Origin of the sequence: Streptomyces pallidus (ex Mingjun et al. 2026), from assembly GCF_051550185.1 — a bacterium.
In the GTDB taxonomy this organism is placed as follows: domain Bacteria; phylum Actinomycetota; class Actinomycetes; order Streptomycetales; family Streptomycetaceae; genus Streptomyces.
Window position 1 is genome coordinate 4,563,684 of the sequence record NZ_CP196181.1, and the last position, 19,617, is coordinate 4,583,300.

18 protein-coding genes and 1 tRNA gene are annotated in these 19,617 nt (G+C 72.4%); 12 read left to right on the forward strand and 7 right to left on the reverse strand.

Annotation, left to right across the window (positions count from 1 at the left end; all coding sequences use genetic code 11):
• Positions 1-224 precede the first annotated feature (224 nt).
• Positions 225-3,098, forward strand: coding sequence for a penicillin acylase family protein (locus ACSHWO_RS20210; RefSeq protein WP_438313563.1), 2,874 nt, complete (start codon positions 225-227; stop codon positions 3,096-3,098).
• On the opposite strand, the gene ACSHWO_RS20215 is transcribed toward ACSHWO_RS20210, so the two are convergent.
• Positions 3,082-3,720 carry a 5-formyltetrahydrofolate cyclo-ligase gene (locus ACSHWO_RS20215; protein WP_438313565.1) on the reverse strand — a complete coding sequence of 213 codons (639 nt, stop codon included), beginning with the start codon at positions 3,718-3,720 and terminating at the stop codon, positions 3,082-3,084. The two genes, ACSHWO_RS20210 and ACSHWO_RS20215, sit on opposite strands and share 17 nt — an antisense overlap.
• 95 nt (positions 3,721-3,815) lie before the next feature.
• Here ACSHWO_RS20215 and galU point away from each other — a divergent pair, with 95 nt between their 5' ends.
• From galU to ACSHWO_RS20250, 7 genes are all read left to right on the forward strand, one after another.
• The gene (gene galU, locus ACSHWO_RS20220) at positions 3,816-4,718 is read left to right on the forward strand and encodes a UTP--glucose-1-phosphate uridylyltransferase GalU (protein ID WP_361099757.1); all 903 of its coding nucleotides are present in this window, start codon (positions 3,816-3,818) and stop codon (positions 4,716-4,718) included.
• Between the two features lie 100 nt (positions 4,719-4,818).
• Positions 4,819-6,105, forward strand: coding sequence for a molybdotransferase-like divisome protein Glp (glp, locus tag ACSHWO_RS20225; RefSeq protein WP_438319181.1), 1,287 nt, complete (start codon positions 4,819-4,821; stop codon positions 6,103-6,105).
• Between the two features lie 120 nt (positions 6,106-6,225).
• Positions 6,226-6,705 (forward strand): cyclic pyranopterin monophosphate synthase MoaC, encoded by a 480-nt coding sequence (gene moaC, locus ACSHWO_RS20230; protein WP_361099754.1) that lies wholly within the window; start codon positions 6,226-6,228, stop codon positions 6,703-6,705.
• 110 nt (positions 6,706-6,815) lie between these two features.
• On the forward strand, positions 6,816-7,307 hold the full coding sequence (locus tag ACSHWO_RS20235; RefSeq protein WP_361099829.1) for a MogA/MoaB family molybdenum cofactor biosynthesis protein: 492 nt from the start codon (positions 6,816-6,818) through the stop codon (positions 7,305-7,307).
• Positions 7,308-7,324: 17 nt separating this feature from the next.
• Complete coding sequence (locus ACSHWO_RS20240) at positions 7,325-7,939, forward strand: GNAT family N-acetyltransferase (RefSeq protein ID WP_438313567.1); 615 nt, start codon at positions 7,325-7,327, stop codon at positions 7,937-7,939.
• 183 nt (positions 7,940-8,122) lie between these two features.
• Complete coding sequence (gene sepX / locus ACSHWO_RS20245; RefSeq protein WP_361099748.1) at positions 8,123-9,151, forward strand: divisome protein SepX/GlpR; 1,029 nt, start codon at positions 8,123-8,125, stop codon at positions 9,149-9,151.
• 73 nt (positions 9,152-9,224) lie between these two features.
• Positions 9,225-9,298, forward strand: a tRNA-Ala gene (locus tag ACSHWO_RS20250).
• Positions 9,299-9,919: 621 nt separating this feature from the next.
• Here the strand turns inward: ACSHWO_RS20250 and ACSHWO_RS20255 are convergent.
• The 5 genes from ACSHWO_RS20255 to ACSHWO_RS20275 form a co-directional block, all read right to left on the reverse strand.
• Entirely contained in the window at positions 9,920-10,279 is a 360-nt protein-coding gene (locus ACSHWO_RS20255; protein WP_438313570.1) for a hypothetical protein, read from the reverse strand.
• A complete protein-coding gene (locus ACSHWO_RS20260; protein ID WP_438313572.1) occupies positions 10,276-10,755 on the reverse strand; it encodes a hypothetical protein in 480 nt (159 codons plus the stop codon). Before ACSHWO_RS20260 ends, ACSHWO_RS20255 begins: the two co-directional genes overlap by 4 nt.
• A 433-nt stretch (positions 10,756-11,188) precedes the next feature.
• Positions 11,189-11,620, reverse strand: a complete 432-nt coding sequence (locus tag ACSHWO_RS20265) for an ester cyclase (protein WP_438313574.1) — start codon at positions 11,618-11,620, stop codon at positions 11,189-11,191.
• A gap of 135 nt (positions 11,621-11,755) precedes the next feature.
• On the reverse strand, positions 11,756-13,303 hold the full coding sequence (locus tag ACSHWO_RS20270; protein WP_438313576.1) for an MFS transporter: 1,548 nt from the start codon (positions 13,301-13,303) through the stop codon (positions 11,756-11,758).
• A 539-nt stretch (positions 13,304-13,842) separates the two neighbouring features.
• Positions 13,843-14,334, reverse strand: coding sequence for a GNAT family N-acetyltransferase (locus ACSHWO_RS20275; protein ID WP_438313578.1), 492 nt, complete (start codon positions 14,332-14,334; stop codon positions 13,843-13,845).
• A 38-nt stretch (positions 14,335-14,372) separates the two neighbouring features.
• On the opposite strand from ACSHWO_RS20275, the gene ACSHWO_RS20280 reads away from it, so the two are divergent.
• Complete coding sequence (locus ACSHWO_RS20280; RefSeq protein ID WP_361099742.1) at positions 14,373-15,176, forward strand: exodeoxyribonuclease III; 804 nt, start codon at positions 14,373-14,375, stop codon at positions 15,174-15,176.
• On the opposite strand, the gene ACSHWO_RS20285 is transcribed toward ACSHWO_RS20280, so the two are convergent.
• Positions 15,158-15,910 (reverse strand): MerR family transcriptional regulator, encoded by a 753-nt coding sequence (locus tag ACSHWO_RS20285; protein ID WP_438313580.1) that lies wholly within the window; start codon positions 15,908-15,910, stop codon positions 15,158-15,160. The two genes, ACSHWO_RS20280 and ACSHWO_RS20285, sit on opposite strands and share 19 nt — an antisense overlap.
• A 141-nt stretch (positions 15,911-16,051) precedes the next feature.
• On the opposite strand from ACSHWO_RS20285, the gene ACSHWO_RS20290 reads away from it, so the two are divergent.
• The 3 genes from ACSHWO_RS20290 to ACSHWO_RS20300 are packed head-to-tail and all read left to right on the forward strand — an operon-like array spanning position 16,052 to position 19,580.
• On the forward strand, positions 16,052-17,698 hold the full coding sequence (locus tag ACSHWO_RS20290; protein WP_438313582.1) for a flavin-containing monooxygenase: 1,647 nt from the start codon (positions 16,052-16,054) through the stop codon (positions 17,696-17,698).
• Positions 17,695-18,693, forward strand: a complete 999-nt coding sequence (locus tag ACSHWO_RS20295; protein ID WP_438313584.1) for an alpha/beta fold hydrolase — start codon at positions 17,695-17,697, stop codon at positions 18,691-18,693. Before ACSHWO_RS20290 ends, ACSHWO_RS20295 begins: the two co-directional genes overlap by 4 nt.
• Positions 18,690-19,580 (forward strand): SDR family oxidoreductase, encoded by an 891-nt coding sequence (locus tag ACSHWO_RS20300; RefSeq protein ID WP_438313586.1) that lies wholly within the window; start codon positions 18,690-18,692, stop codon positions 19,578-19,580. Before ACSHWO_RS20295 ends, ACSHWO_RS20300 begins: the two co-directional genes overlap by 4 nt.
• The last annotated feature ends 37 nt before the right edge of the window (positions 19,581-19,617 follow it).

Genomic DNA, 19,617 nt, shown 5'->3' on the forward strand with positions numbered 1-19,617 from the left:
CTCCTCAACACGCCTGGCGGATCGGTCCCCCTGGCGATCGGATCGACGATTAGTTCGTTACCTTACCTAATATTTGACGGTTCCTTTACGCGATAGTCACATTGTGAAACGCCGGTCCGCCCCTGTCCTGAGGACCTCGACCCCTGGCGGATCAACGGGAGCGGTCCTGCGCCTATGGTTGCTTCCAGTACTGCCAGGACCACCCTGCCCCTCTAAGGACAGCGATGCCCGAGAAAGAAACCGCCCCTTCCGTCAAGAAGAAGGGGCGACGCGCCCGCCTGCTCGTGCTCGTTCTGGTCCTGGCGCTCCTGTCGGGCTTCGGATACGGGACGTACTGGGGCCTGGACACCGTCCGGGCCTCCTTCCCGCAGACCACCGGCTCCCTGAAGGTCCCCGGCCTGACCGGGACCGTCGAGGTGAAGCGCGACGCCAACGGCATTCCCCAGCTGTACGCCGACAACGACGACGACCTCTTCCGCGCCCAGGGCTTCGTCCACGCCCAGGACCGCTTCTGGGAGATGGACGTGCGCCGCCACATGACCTCCGGGCGGCTCTCGGAGATGTTCGGAGACGGCCAGGTCGAGACCGACGCGTTCCTGCGCACCCTCGGCTGGCGCCAGGTCGCCCAGGCCGAGTTCGACTCGAAGCTCTCCGCCGAGACGAAGAAGTACCTCCAGGCCTACGCCGACGGGGTCAACGCGTACCTGAAGGGGAAGTCCGGCAAGGACCTCTCCGTCGAGCACGCGGCCCTCAAGCTCAGCGACGACTACCAGCCCGAGAAGTGGACGCCGGTCGACTCGGTGGCCTGGCTCAAGGCCATGGCCTGGGACCTGCGCGGCAACATGCAGGACGAGATCGACCGCGCGCTGATGACCAACAAGCTCTCGCAGCAGCAGATCGACGAGCTCTACCCGCCGTACCCCTTCGACCGGAACAAGCCGATCGTCGACGGCGGCAAGATCGAAGGCGGCAAGTTCACGCCGCAGGGCACCGCCGCCGCCGGCTCCGACAGCGCCAAGGGCGCGGGCTCCGGCTCGACGTCGGGCGCCGGCTCCGCGGGCGCCGGCGCCGGCGCCGCGGGCGCCTCCAACGCCAACCAGGCCTCCACCGCCCCGAAGTCCGGCCTCGCGGGGGACGCCAGCGCCCAGGGCGCGACCGCGGGCCTGCGCACCTCGCTGAGCGCCCTGGCCAACACCCTCGACCAGGTCCCGGCCATCCTCGGCCCCAACGGCAGCGGCATCGGCTCGAACTCCTGGGTCATCTCGGGCAAGTACACGACCACCGGCAAGCCGCTGCTGGCGAACGACCCCCACCTGTCCCCGCAGCTGCCCTCGGTCTGGTACCAGATGGGCCTGCACTGCCGCACCGTCTCGCCCCAGTGCCAGTACGACGTCGCCGGCTACACCTTCTCCGGCATGCCCGGCGTGGTCATCGGCCACAACGCGGACATCGCGTGGGGCATGACCAACCTCGGCGCCGACGTCACCGACCTCTACCTGGAGCAGGTGCGGCCCGAGGGCTACGTCTACGACAACAAGGTGGTCCCCTTCACGACCCGCGTGGAGGAGATCAAGGTCGCCGGCGGCGCCTCCAAGAAGATCACCATCCGCTCCACCAACAACGGCCCGCTGGTCTCCGACCGCAGCGACGAGCTCGGCACGGTCGGCGGCCGCGCCCCGGTGCCCAGCTCGGCCCCGGACCGCGGCGACGGCTACGCGGTGGCCCTGCGCTGGACCGCCCTGGACCCGGGCAAGTCGATGGACGCCGTCTTCAAGCTCGACCGGGCCAAGGACTTCGCGACCTTCCGGGCCGCCGCCCGCGACTTCGAGGTCCCCTCGCAGAACCTGATCTACGCCGACAACAAGGGCCCCAACGGCAACATCGGCTACCAGGCCCCGGGCCGCATCCCGGTCCGCGGCGCCGGCGACGGCCGCATGCCCGCCCCGGGCTGGGACCCGAAGTACGCCTGGAAGGGCGGCAAGGACGGCGCCGCCGGCTACATCCCGCAGGACGAGATGCCGTACGACTACAACCCGGCGCGCGGCTTCATCGTCACCGCGAACCAGGCCGTCGTCGAGAACGGCACCGGCGCCGGCAAGTACCCGCACCTGCTGACCGGCGACTGGGGCTACGGCGCCCGCAGCCAGCGGATCAACGACCTCATCGAGGCGAAGATCAAGGACAGCGGCAAGGTCTCCAGCGACGACATGCGCGCCATGCAGATGGACAACAGCAGCGAGATCGCCGCGCTGCTGACGCCGATCCTGGCCAAGATCGAGATGGCCGACCCGGACGTCCGCGACGCCCAGAAGCTGCTGGACGGCTGGAACTACACCCAGGAGCCGGACTCGGCCGCGGCCGCCTACTTCAACGCGGTCTGGAGCAACATCCTCCGCCTGGCCTTCGGCGACAAGCTGCCGAAGGAGCTGCGCATCCAGGGCAGCTGCATGAACGTCCGCGAGGCGACGAGCGGCCCGGCCGACGACCTGGCCAAGACCGTCCGCGAATGTGGTGCGCGCGACGCCGACTCGGCGCAGCCCGACGGCGGCGACCGCTGGTTCGAGGTGGTCCGCCGCCTGGTCAAGGACGAGAAGTCGGCCTGGTGGCAGTCGCCCGCCGTCCGCAACAAGCCGGCGACCACCACCCGCGACGAGCTGTTCGCGCGCGCCATGGTCGACGCCCGCTGGGAGCTGACCGCCAAGCTCGGCAAGGACCAGTCCACCTGGAGCTGGGGCCGCATGCACCAGCTGACGCTGAAGAACCAGACCATCGGCACGCAGGGCCCGGACTTCCTGCGGTTCGTGCTCAACCGCGGCCCGTGGAACCTGGGCGGCGGCGAGGCCACCGTGAACGCGACCGGCTGGAACGCGGCCGGCGGCTACGGGGTCACCTGGGTCCCGTCCATGCGGATGGTCGTGAACCTGGCCGACCTGGACAAGTCCCGCTGGATCAACCTCACCGGCGCCTCCGGGCACGCGTACCACGACAACTACACGGACCAGACCACGCTGTGGGCCAAGGGCGACATGCTCGACTGGCCGTTCGGCAAGGAGGCCGTGGACAAGGCGACGGTGTACCGGCTCACGCTGAATCCGTGAAACGCACCACCCCCGAGGGGGTGGCCACCGCCTGAACGGGGTGGTCGTGCGGTTCCTCCGGGACCCGCGCGACCACCTCTTCGTCGTAGAGGAGCACGACCAGCGCCGGATGCGCCCCGGCACGCTCCAGGCGCGCGAGGACCCGGTCGTACGAGCCCCCGCCGCGCCCGAGGCGCATCCCGCGCCCGTCGACCGCCAGCCCGGGCAGCAGGACCGTGTCGGCGCCGGTGACCGCCCCCGGCCCGAGGCGCGGCCCGGAGGGCTCCAGCAGCGGCATCTTCCCCGCGTGGGCGGTCTCGGCCAGGGACCCCGGGCCCTCGTACGCGGCCCAGTCGAGGTCGTTGTCCGGCAGCAGGACGGGCAGCAGCACCCGCTTCCCGGCGGCGCGCAGCGCGTCCAGCAGGTCGCGGGTGCCCGGTTCGCTGCCGACCGAGACGTACGCGGCCACGGTCCCGGCGCCGGCCAGCTCGGGCAGGGCCAGGGCGGAGCGGGAGAGCGCGCGGGCCGAGGCCCGCAGGGATTCGGGGGACAGGGCGCGGCGGGCGGCCAGCAGTTCGCGGCGCAGCAGCGTCTTGGGGGACGGCTGCGGCGGGCGGGCGGGGTTCGGCGGGGTGGTGACCACGGGCGGCTCGAATATCCTCTCAAAGACGATCAAACGTTGATCTACTTACCGGTTTCCAAACGGAGGCCAGGGCATCACCCACTATGGTTCTGCCCATGACTCAGTTGCACCCCGTGATCAAAAAGGCAGTCATCCCTGCCGCCGGCCTCGGCACCCGCTTCCTTCCGGCGACGAAGGCGACGCCCAAGGAAATGCTCCCCGTCGTGGACAAGCCGGCCATCCAGTACGTCGTCGAGGAGGCCGTCTCGGCCGGTCTGGACGACGTCCTCATGATCACAGGGCGTAACAAGCGGGCCCTGGAAGACCACTTCGACCGCAACTACGAGCTGGAGTCGGCGCTCGCCGCGAAGGGCGACGACGACCGCCTGAAGAAGGTCCAGGAGTCCAGCGACCTGGCCACCATGCACTACGTCCGCCAGGGCGACCCGCGCGGTCTCGGCCACGCCGTCCTGTGCGCCGAGCCGCACGTCGGCGACGAGCCCTTCGCCGTCCTCCTCGGCGACGACCTCATCGACCCGCGCGACCCGCTGCTGCGCCAGATGGCCGAGGTGCACGCGCGCACCGGCGGCAGCGTCATCGCCCTGATGGAGGTCGACCCGGCCAACGTCCACCTGTACGGCTGCGCCGCCGTCGAGCCCACCGACGACGCGGACGTCGTCCGCATCACCGGCCTCGTCGAGAAGCCGGAGCCCCAGGACGCGCCGAGCAACTACGCGGTCATCGGACGCTACGTCCTCAACCCCGCGATCTTCGACATACTGCGGGAGACCGAGCCGGGCCGCGGCGGGGAGATCCAGCTCACCGACGGCCTGCAGAAGCTGGCCGCCGACGAGACCGTGGGCGGCCCGGTGCACGGCGTGGTCTTCCGGGGCCGTCGCTACGACACCGGGGACCGCGGCGACTACCTGCGGGCCATCGTCCGCCTCGCGTGCGAGCGTGAGGACCTGGGCCCGGAGTTCCGCACCTGGCTTCGCCGTTACGTCACGGAGGAGATGTAGCACCTTGAGCAGCAGCCCTGAGGCATCGCAGGCGACGGACGCGGCGGCAGAGGCACCCCGGGACACCGGCGCCTCCTCCGGCCAGCAGCGCCTGTGGTCGGTGGACGAGCACCTCGCGGACGTACTCGCCGCCGTCCGCCCGCTGGAGCCGATCGAACTCCAGCTGCTCGATGCCCAGGGCTGTGTCCTGGTCGAGGACGTCACCGTCCCCGTCGCCCTCCCGCCCTTCGACAACAGCTCGATGGACGGGTACGCGGTCCGCACGGCCGACGTCCAGGGCGCCAGCAAGGAGTTCCCCGCGGTGCTCACGGTCATCGGGGACGTCGCTGCGGGCAGCGGCGAGCTGCCCACCGTCGGCCCCGGCCAGGCCGCCCGGATCATGACCGGGGCGCCGCTGCCCCCCGGCGCGGAGGCCGTCGTCCCGGTCGAGTGGACCGACGGCGGCACGGGCGGCGGCGCCGCCGCCGGCATGGCCCCGGCCAGCGCGGCCCCCGAGGGCGCGGGCGGAGAGGTCCGCGTGCACCGGCCGGCCGGGGCGCGGGCGCACGTCCGCGCCCGCGGCAGCGACGTCCAGGCCGGCGACCTCGCGCTCGCCGCGGGCACCCTGCTCGGCCCGTCCCAGATCGCGCTGCTGGCAGCCATCGGGCGCGCCACCGTACGGGTCCGGCCGCGCCCGCGGGTGGTCGTCCTGTCCACCGGCAGCGAGCTGGTCCAGCCGGGCGAGGCGCTGACCGCGGGCGCCATCTACGACTCGAACAGCTTCGCGCTGGCCGCCGCCGCCCGGGACGCCGGAGCCATCGCCTACCGGGTCGGGGCCGTCGCCGACGACGCCGAGACCCTGAAGGCCGCCATCGAGGACCAACTGGTCCGCGCCGACCTGCTGGTCACCACCGGCGGCGTCAGCGTCGGCGCGTACGACGTGGTCAAGGAGGCCCTGTCCTCGATCGGCACCGGCCCCGACGAACCGGACACCGGCCGGGTGGACTTCCGCAAGCTCGCGATGCAGCCGGGCAAGCCGCAGGGTTTCGGCACCGTCGGCCCCGACCACACCCCGCTGCTCGCCCTCCCCGGCAACCCGGTGTCCTCGTACGTCTCCTTCGAACTGTTCGTACGGCCCGCGATCCGCGCGCTCATGGGCCTGCAGGACGTCAGCCGCCCGAGCGTACGGGCCGTCCTGAAGGCGGACGAGGCGCTCGGCTCCCCGGCCGGCCGCCGCCAGTTCCTGCGCGGCGCGTACGACGCGGACAGCGGCACCGTCAGCCCGGTCGGCGGAACCGGCTCCCACCTGATCGCCGCACTGGCCCATGCCGACGCGCTGATGGTCGTACCGGAGGACACCACCTCCGTGGAGCCCGGCACCGAGCTGGACGTGATCCCGCTCGGCTGAGCCGCAGGTCCGGCGGGGCGCCGGACCCGTTCCCCCGGCGCCCCCGTCCCGGCAGGTGCGGGTAGCGTGTTGCACGACACAGGCCCCCTCGGGGCCCGGGAGCGGGAGCGGCACGGACCCATGAACACGCAGAGCAGGCTGACGCACATCGACGAGGCCGGAGCGGCCCGGATGGTGGACGTCTCGGAGAAGGACGTCACGACGCGGACGGCGCGCGCCAGCGGGCGCGTGCTCGTCTCCCCCCGGGTGGTCGGGCTGCTGCGCGGCGAGGGCGTACCCAAGGGCGACGCCCTCGCCACCGCGCGGATCGCCGGGATCATGGGCGCGAAGAAGACCCCCGACCTGATCCCGCTCTGCCACCCGCTGGCCGTCTCCGGGGTGAAGGTGGACCTGTCGGTCGCCGACGACGCCGTCGAGATCCTCGCCACCGTCAGGACCACCGACCGCACGGGCGTGGAGATGGAGGCGCTGACCGCGGTCGCGGTCGCCGGGCTCACCGTGATCGACATGGTCAAGGCCGTCGACAAGGGCGCCGTCATCACGGACGTCCGGGTGGAGGAGAAGACCGGCGGCAAGTCCGGCGACTGGACCCGCGCGTGAACGCCCCGCGCGGCGGCGACGCCTTCAGCCACAGCCACGCCCATGGCGGGGACGCGGCCGAGGGTCCCGCCGGGGCGCCGGCGCCGGCCGGCGAGTCCGGCTCCCGCCAGGTGCGCGGGCTCGTGGTCACCGCCTCCAACCGGGCCTCGGCCGGCGTCTACGCCGACAAGGGCGGCCCGCTGCTGGCCGAGGGGCTGCTCGCGCTCGGCTTCACCGTGGACGGCCCGCGCGTCGTCCCGGACGGCGACCCCGTCGAGCAGGCGCTGCGCGAGGGCGTGGCCGCGGGGTACGACGTCATCCTCACCACCGGCGGCACCGGCATCTCGCCGACCGACCGCACCGCGGACGTCACCGCGCGGGTGCTGGACTACGAGGTCCCGGGCATCCCGGAGGCCATCCGGGCCGAGGGTCTGGCGAAGGTGCCGACCGCGGCGCTGTCCCGGGGCCGTGCGGGCGTGGCAGGGCGCACCCTGATCGTGAACCTGCCCGGCTCCACCGGGGGCGTCCGCGACGGGCTCGCGGTGCTGGCGCGGATCCTCCCGCACGCGGTGGACCAGATCCGGGGCGGAGACCACCCGGCACCGTCGGGGAGCCCGAGCTGAACGGACCCACCTGGCCGGTGGCGCTCACCGACGGCGACGTCACCCTCCGGCCGATAAAAATGCGGGACCAGAGCGCCTGGCGCGAGGTGAACCGCCGCAACCGCGAATGGCTCCGACCGTGGGAAGCAACGATTCCGCCGCCCGCGCCCTGGGGGCCGGTAATCCAGCGCCCGACGTACCGGCAGATGGTCCGCCACCTGCGGGCGGAGGCCAACGCGGGGCGGATGCTGCCCTTCGTCATCGAGTACCAGGGGCGGCTGGTCGGCCAGCTGACGGTCGCCGGGATCACCTGGGGCTCCATGTGCGCGGGCCACGTCGGCTACTGGGTGGACCGGGAGGTGGCGGGGCGGGGCGTGATGCCCACCGCCGTGGCGCTCGCGGTGGACCACTGCTTCGCGCGGGTGGGACTGCACCGGATCGAGGTGTGCATCCGGCCGGAGAACGGGCCGAGCCGGCGCGTGGTGGAGAAGCTGGGCTTCCGCGAGGAGGGGCTGCGGCCGCGCTACCTGCACATCGACGGCGCCTGGCGGGACCACCTGGTGTACGCGCTGACGGCGGAGGAGGTCCAGGACGGGCTGGTGAACCGCTGGCACCGCACGCGGGACCGGGGGCCGGAGCCGGGGGCGCCATAAACGGCGGGCGGACCGCCGCCAAACCCGAACCGAATATATGTTCGAATTCCTGTGGTCGGGATCCGATTCGCCCATATCCTGATCCGAAGAATCACAAAAAAAGTCGTTGATATCAGCCGGTTCGTGCGACACACCGGTCCAATTGGCGGATCCTCCCGGCCGTATCCCTCTACGGTGTGAGGTGTGAGCAGCAGCGGCCTCATCTACGCAGTCATTGTGGGGGCCTGGGCCGCCTACTTGGTGCCCATGTGGCTCCGGAGGCAGGACGAGCTGAACGAGGCCCGTCCGACGGAACGCTTCTCCACTGCCATCCGGCTGCTTTCCGGTCGGGCGGGAATGGAGCGCCGTTACGCCAAGGGGCTGCGTGAGCGGGCCGACCAGGAGGCGGAGCCCCAGTACCTTGCTGATCCGGACGCCGCGACGGAAACGGTGAATTCCGTGGACGCCGACGTCCGGCCCGTCGGCATGCCCGCGACCAGGACGGAGCCGAGGTCGGCCGTCGTGGAGCGGCAGGCCGTGGCCGAGCGGCAGCGGCGCCAACAGCGCCTGCAGGTGCTCGCCCGCCGCCGGCGCACCACCGCGCTCCTCTTCCTCGTCTTCACGCTGGGCGCCGTCGTCGCCGCGGTCGGCGGTGTCGCCTACCTGTGGGCGCCGGGCCTGCCGGCCGTGATGCTGAGCGCGTACATCGCGTACCTGCGCGCCCAGGAGCGGCGGCGCTACGAGTTCACCATGGACCGCCGGCGCGCCGAGGCGGCCGCCCGCCAGCTGCGCGAGAACCGCTCGGGCCGCCGCGAGGCCGAGGAGGCGGCGGGCGCCGAACCGGAGGCCGCGGCGGCGGTCTCCCCGCAGGAGGCCGGGCGGCGCGCCCTGGTCGAGCAGACCGACCACGCCGAATGGGTGGACCAGCAGCGCGAACGCGGCCCCGGCCGCGGCGAGAGCTGGGAGCCGGTCCCGGTCCCGCTCCCCACGTACGTGACGGCCCCGGTCGCCCCCCGCGCCACCGGCCCGGCGGCGCCGGACGGCTGGAGCGCCGCCCGCTCCAGCACGGCCGAGCCGACCGACCCCCGCCTGCGCGCCCAGCCCGGAGCCCCGGCGAAGCCGGACGCCGTAGCGCCCCAGCAGGGCGCCCGCCCGCGCGGCCGGGACCGCGGACGCACCCCGCTGTTCGACCAGTACGAGAGCGACGAGCGCCCCCGCGCGGCCAACGAATGACGGCCTCGCGACCGTTCCGGGGAACGGATTTTGGTGCAGCGACGCGAGGATGCTAATGTTTCACACGTCGCAAGGGCCTGTGGCGCAGTCTGGTAGCGCACCTCGTTCGCATCGAGGGGGTCTGGGGTTCAAATCCCCACAGGTCCACAGACGACAGTTCTTGAGTAGCTCTCAAGGATCGTCACGAGATCCCGTTCCGCCGAAAGGCGGGGCGGGGATCTCGGCGTTTGCGGGGCCTGTTCGAGGCGGTGTCCCCATGCGGGTGCGGCTTCGGGTGGTTGTCCGGGATCGGCCGGGGCGTGGGGAGGTTCGGCCGCGTAGGGGCGTCGGTGCTGCTGTCGGACGTGCCTGAGCCCGTTGTGCGGTGCTGGGTTGTCGGGCGCTCGGGCGGACCGCCGCTGGTGGTGGGGCGGGGAAAGCCCGTTCGCAGTGATGGCGGACGAAGCGCTTCCCGGGAGTTCCGTGACCTCGTTGCGCAACCACACGTCCCTCGAAGCCCCAGCCGAACGTGGGGCGAGCCGCAGCAAGATCGCAGGGGGGGGGAGTGCAGGGCGCCAACCGGCCACACCCGCCCGACCTGCGTCCGCACCACCCGTGGCGGCTCCCGCCCGTGCACCGCCGTGCCCGGCTACGACGGACCGACCGGTGTCGGCACCCCATATGGCCTCTGAGGCACGCGGCCCTGGTGAGGTGATCAGCAGGCCGCGGCAGCGAGGACAACGCGGTGCCCGCCGCCCTCGTTTCGTGGTCTCGCGTCGCCGTACGGGCTCAGTGGTGGTCTGTGGCGCGAGGGTGCCCTGTACCTGCGAAGCTGATCCAGCAGGTTTCGCGGGCGGTGTCCAGGAGGTACCAGATGCGACCGCCGCCGGTCACCTCGATCTGCCACTGCTCGCAGGTCTGTCCGCGGTGGGTGCCATGCCCCAGAGCGCCCTTGAGCCGGTGGTGCCGGGGCGTCTCGGTGGCTGGTCTGGGGTTCGTGCGCATGGTGACCCAGGCGCGGTAGGTGTTCTCCCGGGCCTGTTGGGCGAGGCTCTCCCAGCCCTTGGCCGAGGCCGCGTCGGCGAAGCGGACTTCCCAGTGGCCTGATGGCGCCGGTGGTGCGGCGCGCTCGCCGCGACCCGCGCTCATACGGCGCCCTGCGGGTCCGGCACCAGGCCGTAGTCTTCGCCGTGCTCCCTGGTCAGTGCGGCCAGCAGTTCGGGGTCGGAGTAGACCTCGGCGGTGTGCTGCCAGGCGATCAGCAACTGGGCGACGGACGCGCTGTTGCCGAGCGAGTCGGCGGCACGCATGGTGTCGACCAGTTCGACGGCGAAAGCGTGGAGATCGGGCTCAGGCAGGAAACGGACCCACGGGAAGGCGTCCGGCAGTATGTCCAGGAGCAGCTCCATGCTGCCTGGCTCCCGGCGTGCCATCGCGGCCAGCATTCGGGTGGCTGCCGACACCACGGTCTGGTCCTGTTCGGCCCGGGCCGCGGTGGTGAGGACCAGATCCTCGCCGTCTCTGCGGTGCAAGAGCAGTCTCGGCGATTCCTGCAGCCGGGCAAGCGTCTGCTTGTTCTTGTTCACCAGCTCGGAGAAGTTCACGGCCGAGTTCTCGATACCCATAACTTTGAAATTACTTCGAAACTGGCCCTGGCGCCATCACCCAGAAGAGGGCGGAGGGGCGGATCGCCGGCCACCGGTTCGGCGCCCCTCGTCGCTGCGGAACGATTTCGATGGTACGGGAAACGATCTTCAGGGTCCTGTGGTCGCCGCACGTCACCTGCACTCGTGAACAGTCCGCAGACGGCAGTTCTCGGATAGCTGCCGGGAATCGTCGCGAGATGCGTTTCCGGGGCCTGTTCGAGGCGGTGTCCCCACGCGGGTGCGGCCTCGGGTGGTTGTCCGGGATCGGCCGGGGCGTGGGGAGGTTCGGCCGCGTAGGGGCGTCGGTGCTGCTGTCGGACGCGCGTGAGCCCGTTGTGCTGTGTGGTACTGGGGTGTCGGGTGTCGGGTGTCCGTGCCGGTTTTCGCCCGGCGGGCGGGGCGCTTATCGCGGTCAGGCTCGCAGCTGCTCGGTCAGACCGAGCTGGCTCATGATCGCGCCGGTGTCCAGATAGGCCCGACCCTCCTGGATCCTGCCGTCCCTGACCTCGTAGATATCGCACGCGTGCAGCGTGACGTGACGTCCCGTGGCGGGCACGGTGCCCGCATGCAGGACCAGGTCCCCGGTCTGGGTCCCGCTGCCCGTGTACTCGACGACGACCGTGTCTCCCTGGGACGTGAGGCGGTCGAGGGTGAACGTGCCGTCGGGCATCGCGTCGAACATGGTTTTGGCGAGCCAGGTGAACCCCTCTGGGCCCTCCAGCTTCCTCCCGCTGCCCTTGTCGGTGAGCGTGCAGTCCGGAGCGACTGCCCCGGCGATGGCGTCGTAGTCCCGGTCGTTCCATGCCCGGAAGAGATCGCGGACGAGAGTCTCGTTGTCAGCCATGGGAACCTCCACTCGGGAACATCCCCCTCTGCCATGCTGACCCACCGCATGCGCCTCCGCAGCCCGTGCCGGACCTGGCGGGCACCTGTCGGTCCCCGGTTCAGGACCCTGCCGGGAAAACAGCCGCTCGATCCGTCACTCCGGTCGGTCCTGCGGTGCGGTCCGGCTCCGGCGGGGCATGAGCAGGTACGCCGCCACGGCCACGGCGAGCGGCGCGAGGCTCGTGACCGCCATGGTGAGCCTCAGGCCGTTGGTGAAGTCCAGCCCGAGGTCCAGGCCGGACTGCCGGAGCAGGTTCGGGTCGTATCCGGCGGTGCCCGGACTGTGCGCCATCGCGCTTCGTGTCGCGTCCACGGCCTGCTCGGCCTGCGCCGCCGCCATACCGCGCTCATCGGCTTCGTTGAGCCACTGTCGCTGGAAGAAGAGGTTGAGCAGCAGCAGGTAGAGCGCGGGGCCGAGCGCGTAGCCGGTCATGCCGAAAGCAGGCTGGACGGAGGCCACGGCGCCGGACTTCCCGGGGGGAGCGTGCGAGAGGATGGTCTCGGCCACCGAGGCGGAGGACACCAGCGAGCCGAGGTTGGCGAGCCAGGTGGCCAGGACGAGGATCCACACGGCCATCGTGGGCCTGGCGGTGACCGCCATCAGCAGCCCGCTCGCGGCCATCAGCGACAGGCCGGTGATGAGGACGGGCCGGGGGGTGTACTTGGCGATCAGGCGCCCGGCGAGGACGACGGCCGTTGCGATCAGCAGGGTGCCGGGCAGGTACAGCAGGCCGATCGTGCGCGGGGGCAGCGCCAGGATCACACTGCCGAACTGCGCCAGGACGAAACTGAACCCCGCGATGACGAAGTTCAGCGTCAGGCTGGCCAGCGCGGCCACGGTGAACGGGCCGCTGCGGAACAGCGACAGCTCCAGAACCGGTTCCGGTGTCCGGCGCTCATGGAACACGAACAGCACGCCGGCGACCGCACTGACCACCAACGGCAGCCAGGCCTCGATCCGGGTGATTCCGTTCTCCGCCTCGGCGATGCCGTGGACGAGGGTCAGCAGGGCGAGGCCGACCAGGCTGATGCCGACGACGTCGACTCTGCGGCGCTGCAGGACAGGGGGCTCGGTGACGTACCGGGCCGTCAGCCCGAGCGCGATCAGCGACAGCAGTGGGGCGAGCAGGAACAGCCACCGCCAGCCGAGTGTCTCCGTCAGCCAGCCCCCGGCCGCGGGGGTCACCCCGCACAGCACCATCTCGATGGCCATGAAGATGCCGATGGCCGCCGGCCGCTTTTCCGCCGGCACCGACACCTTGAGCAGGGCCAGCGACACTCCCAGCATCGCGGCCAGCGCCAGGCCGTCGAGGAGGCGCATCACCAGCAGGAACGTGTAGCCGGGGGAGAACGCGGAGAGCAGGTTGACGACGATGTCGCCGACCAGCCCCAGCATCAACAGCCGCTTGAGCCCGAAGGCGTCCCCGAGAGTGCCCACGGCGAGCACGGCGGCGGCCACGACCAGTGTCGCCGCGCCCCCCAGGAACCCGACGACTTCGGGCGGCACGTGGAGGGCCCGGCTGATCTGCGGCATGTTCAGGCTGAGCACCAGCGGGTCGATGGCCGTGACCGCGAAAGCGAGGGAGAGTCCCGTGATGGTCGGAAGAAACGAGACGATGGATCGCGTATCCGCAGTCGACACAGTAGCGCCCTCCGTAGGTCGGCCAGGGCCGACCGCTCGTCGGCCGACCGCAACCGGGCCGCTTCCCGCCCGCCCTGTCACGGCCGGCCCGTGCGGCCCGGACCGGAGGCGTAGATGCGCATCCGGCACCACTGGCGGCCGCCCTCCGGCCGAACCCGTGATCGGCGCCGGAAGGTCCTCGGCCCAGCCTCCCAGGGCGTCGGCGACGGTGCGTCCGCGTCCGTACGTGGCGGGGCATTTTCACTAGCCTGGACGCCGACGGCCGCCCGTTCCAGGTCCCGGACGCAAGCCCGTCCGGGCCGGTCGGGCTCACCCGTACGGTCGGGCCCGGCTGGGGGTGAAGAACACGGTGCTGCCGACGTACCCGGTGAGCCGAATGACGTCCTTGGGGCGCGAGGACCGCAGCCGGACCGGTTTCGGTCACGGCCGGGCTTCTTTCCGTCCGCCGGGGCCGGGGCCGGGGCAGGGCCGGGGCCGGGGCAGCGAAAGGATCCTGCCCGGTCGGCGTCCGGGCGGGATCCCGATTCCTCGGCCGGGCGTCAGGTGAGGGACTTGGCCATGCAGCGGCTGGATGCGTAGTCGCGGTAGTAGCCGAACTTCTCCGTCGGGGTGTAGCCCTCGGAGAGGTAGAGGGCGATCGCCTCCGGCTGCTTGTCGCCGGTCTCCAGGACCATGCGGGTGCGGCCGGCCGCGCGGGCGTCGGCCTCCAGTTCCGCCAGGATGCGGCGGGCCAGGCCGAGGCCGCGGGCCCGGGGGATGACGTACATGCGCTTCAGCTCGGCGTCGCCGTCCGAGTAGCCCTCGTCGTTCTCGTCCTGGGCACGCCAGCCGCCGGTGGCCAACGGGCTCCCCGACGTGTCGTACGCGACGAGGTACAGGCCATACGGCGGCAGGAACATCGCCGGGTCGAGGTGGGTCGCGTCGCCCTCGCCGTCGTACCGCTCCTGGTATTCGAGCTGAACCTGGTCGTTGAGCCTGATCGCGTCCGGGTGGTCGTACGGCACCGCGCGCAGGTCTATCCCGTGAGACATCCGGCCATCGTACGGAAGGGTCCGGCTATGGTGCTGGGATGCTCACCGTGACCTCCGTGAATGTGAATGGGATCCGCGCCGCCGCCAAGAAGGGGTTCTCCCCGTGGCTGGCCGGCTCGGAGGCCGACGTCGTGTGCCTGCAGGAGGTGCGGGCGCAGGAGGAGCAGATCCCGGACGAGGTGCGGGAACCCGAGGGCTGGCACACCGTCTTCGCGCCGTCCGCCGCCAAGGGGCGGGCCGGGGTCGCGGTGTACGCGCGGCGGGAGCCCGAGCGGGTGCAGGTGGGCTTCGGCAGCGACGAGTTCGACGCCTCCGGGCGGTACCTGGAGGTCGACCTGCCCGGCGTGGTCGTCGCCAGCCTCTACCTGCCCTCCGGGGAGGCCGGGACCGAGAAGCAGGACGAGAAGTACCGGTTCATGGCGGAGTTCCTGCCCTACCTGGCCGCCCTGAAGGAGAAGGCGGCGGCCGACGGGCGCGAGGTCGTCGTGTGCGGCGACTGGAACATCTGCCACCGGGAAGCGGACCTGAAGAACTGGCGGACCAACCGCAAGAGCGCCGGCTTCCTGCCCGAGGAACGGGAGTGGCTCGGCAAGGTCTACTCCGAGGCCGGCTACGTGGACGTCGTCCGCGAGCTGCACCCCGACGCGGAGGGGCCGTACTCCTGGTGGTCCTACCGGGGGCGGGCCTTCGACAACGACGCCGGCTGGCGCATCGACCTCCAGGTCGCGACGCCGGGGCTGGCGGAGCGGGCCGTGAAGGCCTTCGTGGAGCGGGCCGAGACGCACCCGGAGCGGTGGTCGGACCACGCGCCGGTGACCGTCGTCTACGGGGCCGGGGTCTGAGGGGAGCGGGGGCCCTCCGGGGTCCCGGTCGTCTCGGACGATGCGGTCGTCTCGGGCTGGGGCGGGGCGGACGCCGCGGCCAGTAGGCGGTCCATGGCCATGGACAGTTCGGCCTCGACCACGCTCTTGGCCAGCGGGCGCAGACGGCCGACCGCGTCCTCGTCCAGGTGCTCCGTGACGAGGCTGGCCAACAGGGCTGCGAGCGCGTCCGCGTGCTCGCGGACCCGGCGCCCGGTCTCCAGGACGGCCGCGAGCGGGACCCCCTCGCGCACCAGCGCCGAGGAGACGTCCAGGAGGCGGCGGCTGACGTGGACGATCTCGTCGCCGTCGGTGGCCAGGTAGCCGAGGTCGAGGGAGGCCGCCAGGTTCTCCGGGGTGACCTCGCCCTCGAAGTAGTCGGCCAGCGCCTCCGGGGTCAGGCGTACGGGGGTCTCCTCGGACCAGCCGATGCCGAGCAGTTCGCCGAGCTGGCTCACGTCGCGGCCGTTCTCGAAGGCGGCCGTCAGCTCGGCGATGCCGCCGAGGGTGTGGCCGCGTTCGAGGAGGGCGGTGATGGTGCGCAGCCGGGCCAGGTGGTGGTCGTCGTACCAGGCGATCCGGCCCTCGCGGCGCGGCGGCGGCAGGAGCCTGCGCTCGCGGTAGAAGCGCAGGGTGCGGACGGAGATGCCGGCGGCCTCGGCCAGCTCCTCCGTACGGTATTCGCGCACTGTCGTCCCCGCTTCCGTGTCTGCCACGGCCGAAGCCTATGGCGTACCGGCAGTAACTTTCCGGGTGCGACCCCTACCCAGCGGTACGGAGCTGCTCTACCCTCCCGATTGTGCCAGTGATTGCTGGCAGCGTGGCGCGATGGTGTGTTGTGTGGGCTGGGAGGCGGCATGGGCGGCACAGGCAGGCGCGAGGGCGGGCACGGAAGCGGCGACGTGCGCGAGCGCGGACGCGAGCACGTCCGGGTGGCGGTGATCGGGTCCGGCTTCGGCGGGCTCGGCGCGGCCGTCCGGCTGCGCCGCGAGGGGATCACGGACTTCGTCGTCCTCGAACGGGCCGACTCCGTCGGCGGGACCTGGCGGGACAACAGCTACCCGGGCTGCGCCTGCGACGTCCCGTCCCACCTGTACTCGTTCTCCTTCGCGCCCAACCCCGACTGGCCGCGGACCTTCTCCGGCCAGCCGCACATCCGGGCGTACCTGGAGCACGTCGCCGACACCTTCGGGCTCCGCCCGCACATCCGGCTGGACTCCGAGCTGCTGACGGCCCGCTGGGACGCCGCCGAACTGCGCTGGGAGCTGGAGACCTCCGCCGGCACGCTCACCGCCGACGTCGTCGTCTCCGCGACCGGGCCGCTGTCCGACCCGAAGCTGCCCGAGATCCCCGGGCTCGCCGAGTTCCCCGGCACCGTCTTCCACTCCGCGCGCTGGGACCACGGCTACGACCTGCGCGGCAAGCGGGTCGCCGTGGTCGGTACCGGCGCCTCCGCCATCCAGATCGTCCCGGCCATCGCCCCCGAGGTGGAGCGGCTCACCCTCTTCCAGCGCACCGCGCCGTGGGTGATGCCCCGCACCGACCGTGCCGTCAGCACCGTCGAGCGCTGGCTGCACCGGCAGCTGCCGTTCACCCGGGCCGCCCGCCGCGGGCTGCTGTGGGGGATCAGGGAACTACAGGTCAGCGCCTTCACCAAGCGGCCGAACCAGCTCGGGCTGATCGAGTCCCTGGCCAAGGCCAACATGGCGCGCTCGATCAAGGACCCGGCGCTGCGGGCCAAGCTGACGCCCTCGTACCGGATCGGCTGCAAGCGGATCCTGCTCTCCAGCGACTACTACCCGGCGCTCGCCCGCCCCGACGTGGACCTGGTCGCCTCCGGGCTGAAGGAGATCCGGGGCAACGTCCTCGTCGCCGCCGACGGCACCGAGACCGAGGCCGACGCGATCGTCTTCGGCACCGGTTTCCACGTCACGGACATGCCGATCGCCGACCGGGTCGTGGGCGCGGAGGGCCGCACCCTCGCGGACCACTGGAAGGACGGCATGCAGGCCCTGCGCGGGGCGACCGCCGCCGGCTTCCCGAACTGGATGACGATCATCGGGCCGAACACCGGGCTCGGGAACAGCTCGATGATCCTGATGATCGAGTCCCAGCTGAACTACATGGCCGACTACCTGCGCCAGCTGGACGTCCTCGGCGGGCGGGTCGCCCTCGCGGCCCGCCCCTCGGCCGTGCACCGGTGGAACCGGCAGGTCCAGGCCCGGATGGAGCGGACGGTGTGGAACACCGGCGGCTGCACCAGCTGGTACCTGGACGCGCAGGGCCGCAACACCACCGTCTGGCCGGGCACCACGGGGGAGTTCCGCAGGCTGACGCGGACCGTGGACATGAGCGAGTACGAGGTCGTCCGCCTCCGGGAGCCCGGCGGCGAGCGGGTTCCCGCCCGGGCCGGCGCCCCGAGGACGGCCGGCTCCTCCGCCTCCGCCCCGGCCCCTTCGGCCTCCGCCTCCGCCTCCGCCTCCGCCGAGGAGGGTTCCGCGTGAGCCGTCTGACGCACGTCACCAGCGGGCGGTACGCGCCGCCCGCGGCCCGCCGCGAGCTGGTCGCCGTGTCCGCCGACGGGGCGCGGCTGCACGTGGAGGAGCACGGTGAACCGGACGCGCCGCCCGTCGTGCTCGCTCACGGCTGGACCTGCTCCACCGCCTTCTGGGCCGCCCAGATCCGCGACCTCGCGGCCGACCACCGGGTCATCGCCTACGACCAGCGCGGCCACGGCCGCAGCCCCGCCGCCTCCGGATACTCCACCACCGCCCTCGCCGACGACCTGGCCGCGGTGCTGCGGGCCGCCCTCGCCCCCGGCGAGCGGGCCGTCCTGGCCGGGCACTCCATGGGCGGCATGACGATCATGGCCGCCGCCGGGCGCCCCGAACTCACCGAGCACGCCGCCGCCGTCCTGCTGTGCAGCACCGGCAGCTCCCGGCTGGCCGCCGAGGCCCTCGTGGTGCCGCTGCGCCCCGGGCCCCTGCGGACCAGACTGACCCGCGTGCTCCTCGGCTCCCGCGCACCGCTCGGCCCGGTCACCCCGCCCGCCAAACGCGTGCTGAAGTACGCCACCATGGGCCCCGGTTCGGCGCCCGACCGGGTCGAGGCCTGCGCCCGGATCGTGCACGCCTGCCCGACCCCGGTCCGGCACGCCTGGTCACAGGTGCTGGCCGAGCTGGACGTGGACGAGAACCTGCCCGCCCTCACCGCCCCCACCGCGGTCCTCGGCGGCACGGCCGACCGGCTGTCCCCGATCGTGCACGCCCGGCGCATCGCGGCCGCGCTGCCGCACTGCGTCGGGTTGACCGAGCTGACCGGGATGGGGCACATGACCCCGATCGAAGCCCCCGAGGCCGTCGTCAACGCGGTGCGCGAGCTGACCGCCGCGTACCTCGGCCCCGCCACCCGGACACGGACCGGGACCGGCACCGGCACCAGCACCGGCACCAGCACCGGCACCGACACCGGCACACCCGCGAAGGAGAAGACGACGTGAGCCCGCACAGGAGTCTGGAAGGCCAGGTCGCCGTCGTCACCGGCGCCGCCCGCGGCGTCGGCGAGCTGCTCGCCCGCAAGCTGTCCGCGCGCGGCGCGCGGATCGCGTTGGTCGGGCTGGAGCCGCAGGGCCTGAAGGAGGTCTCCGAGCGCCTGCACACCGACAGCGACCACTGGCACGCCGACGTCACCGACCACGAGGCCATGGCCCGGGTCGCGCAGGAGGTCAAGCAGCGCTTCGGCAAGGTCGACATCGTCGTCGCCAACGCGGGGGTGGCCGCGGGCGGGCCGTTCGCCGACTCCGACCCCGAGGCCTGGCGCCGGGTGATCGAGGTCAACCTGATCGGCAGCGCCGTCACGGGCCGGGCCTTCCTCCCCGTGCTCACCGAGAGCCGCGGCTACTTCCTGCAGATCGCCTCGCTCGCCGCGATCACCCCGGCGCCGATGATGACCGCGTACTGCGCCTCCAAGTCCGGGGTCGAGGCCTTCGCCCACTGCCTGCGGGCCGAGGTCGCCCACAAGGGCGTCAAGGTGGGCGTCGGCTACCTGTCCTGGACCGACACCGACATGGTGCGCGGCGCCGACGAGAACGACGTGATGCGGGAGCTGCGGCAGCGACTGCCGTGGCCGGCGAACCGCACCTACCCGCTGGGCCCGGCCGTCGACCGCATCGTCGCCGGCATCGAGCGGCGCTCGGCGCACGTGTACGCCCAGGGGTGGCTGCGCGCGATGCAGGGCGTACGGGGCTGGCTGCCGGGGCTCGTCGCGGTCGGCGGCCGGCGGGACGTGGAGCGGTTCGAGCCGAGGCTGGCCGGCGTCTCCAAGGGGCTCGTCGGGGCCGGCGGAGCCGCCGACGAGCGGGAGCGCAGCGGCAGTACGCAGGCCTGAGGCCCGTACCGCCGCCCCGCCCCGCCCCGCTCACCGC

What these genes read in the sequence shown, in the direction of transcription:
- ACSHWO_RS20265 (WP_438313574.1), bottom strand. Translation starts at nt 11,620, where the DNA reads ATGGCTGACAACGAGACTCTCGTCCGCGATCTCTTCCGGGCATGGAAC.
- ACSHWO_RS20260 (WP_438313572.1), bottom strand. Translation starts at nt 10,755, where the DNA reads ATGGGTATCGAGAACTCGGCCGTGAACTTCTCCGAGCTGGTGAACAAG.
- ACSHWO_RS20275 (WP_438313578.1), bottom strand. Translation starts at nt 14,334, where the DNA reads ATGTCTCACGGGATAGACCTGCGCGCGGTGCCGTACGACCACCCGGAC.
- ACSHWO_RS20290 (WP_438313582.1), top strand. Translation starts at nt 16,052, where the DNA reads ATGGGCGGCACAGGCAGGCGCGAGGGCGGGCACGGAAGCGGCGACGTG.
- ACSHWO_RS20210 (WP_438313563.1), top strand. Translation starts at nt 225, where the DNA reads ATGCCCGAGAAAGAAACCGCCCCTTCCGTCAAGAAGAAGGGGCGACGC.
- ACSHWO_RS20280 (WP_361099742.1), top strand. Translation starts at nt 14,373, where the DNA reads ATGCTCACCGTGACCTCCGTGAATGTGAATGGGATCCGCGCCGCCGCC.
- ACSHWO_RS20255 (WP_438313570.1), bottom strand. Translation starts at nt 10,279, where the DNA reads ATGAGCGCGGGTCGCGGCGAGCGCGCCGCACCACCGGCGCCATCAGGC.
- galU (WP_361099757.1), top strand. Translation starts at nt 3,816, where the DNA reads ATGACTCAGTTGCACCCCGTGATCAAAAAGGCAGTCATCCCTGCCGCC.
- moaC (WP_361099754.1), top strand. Translation starts at nt 6,226, where the DNA reads ATGAACACGCAGAGCAGGCTGACGCACATCGACGAGGCCGGAGCGGCC.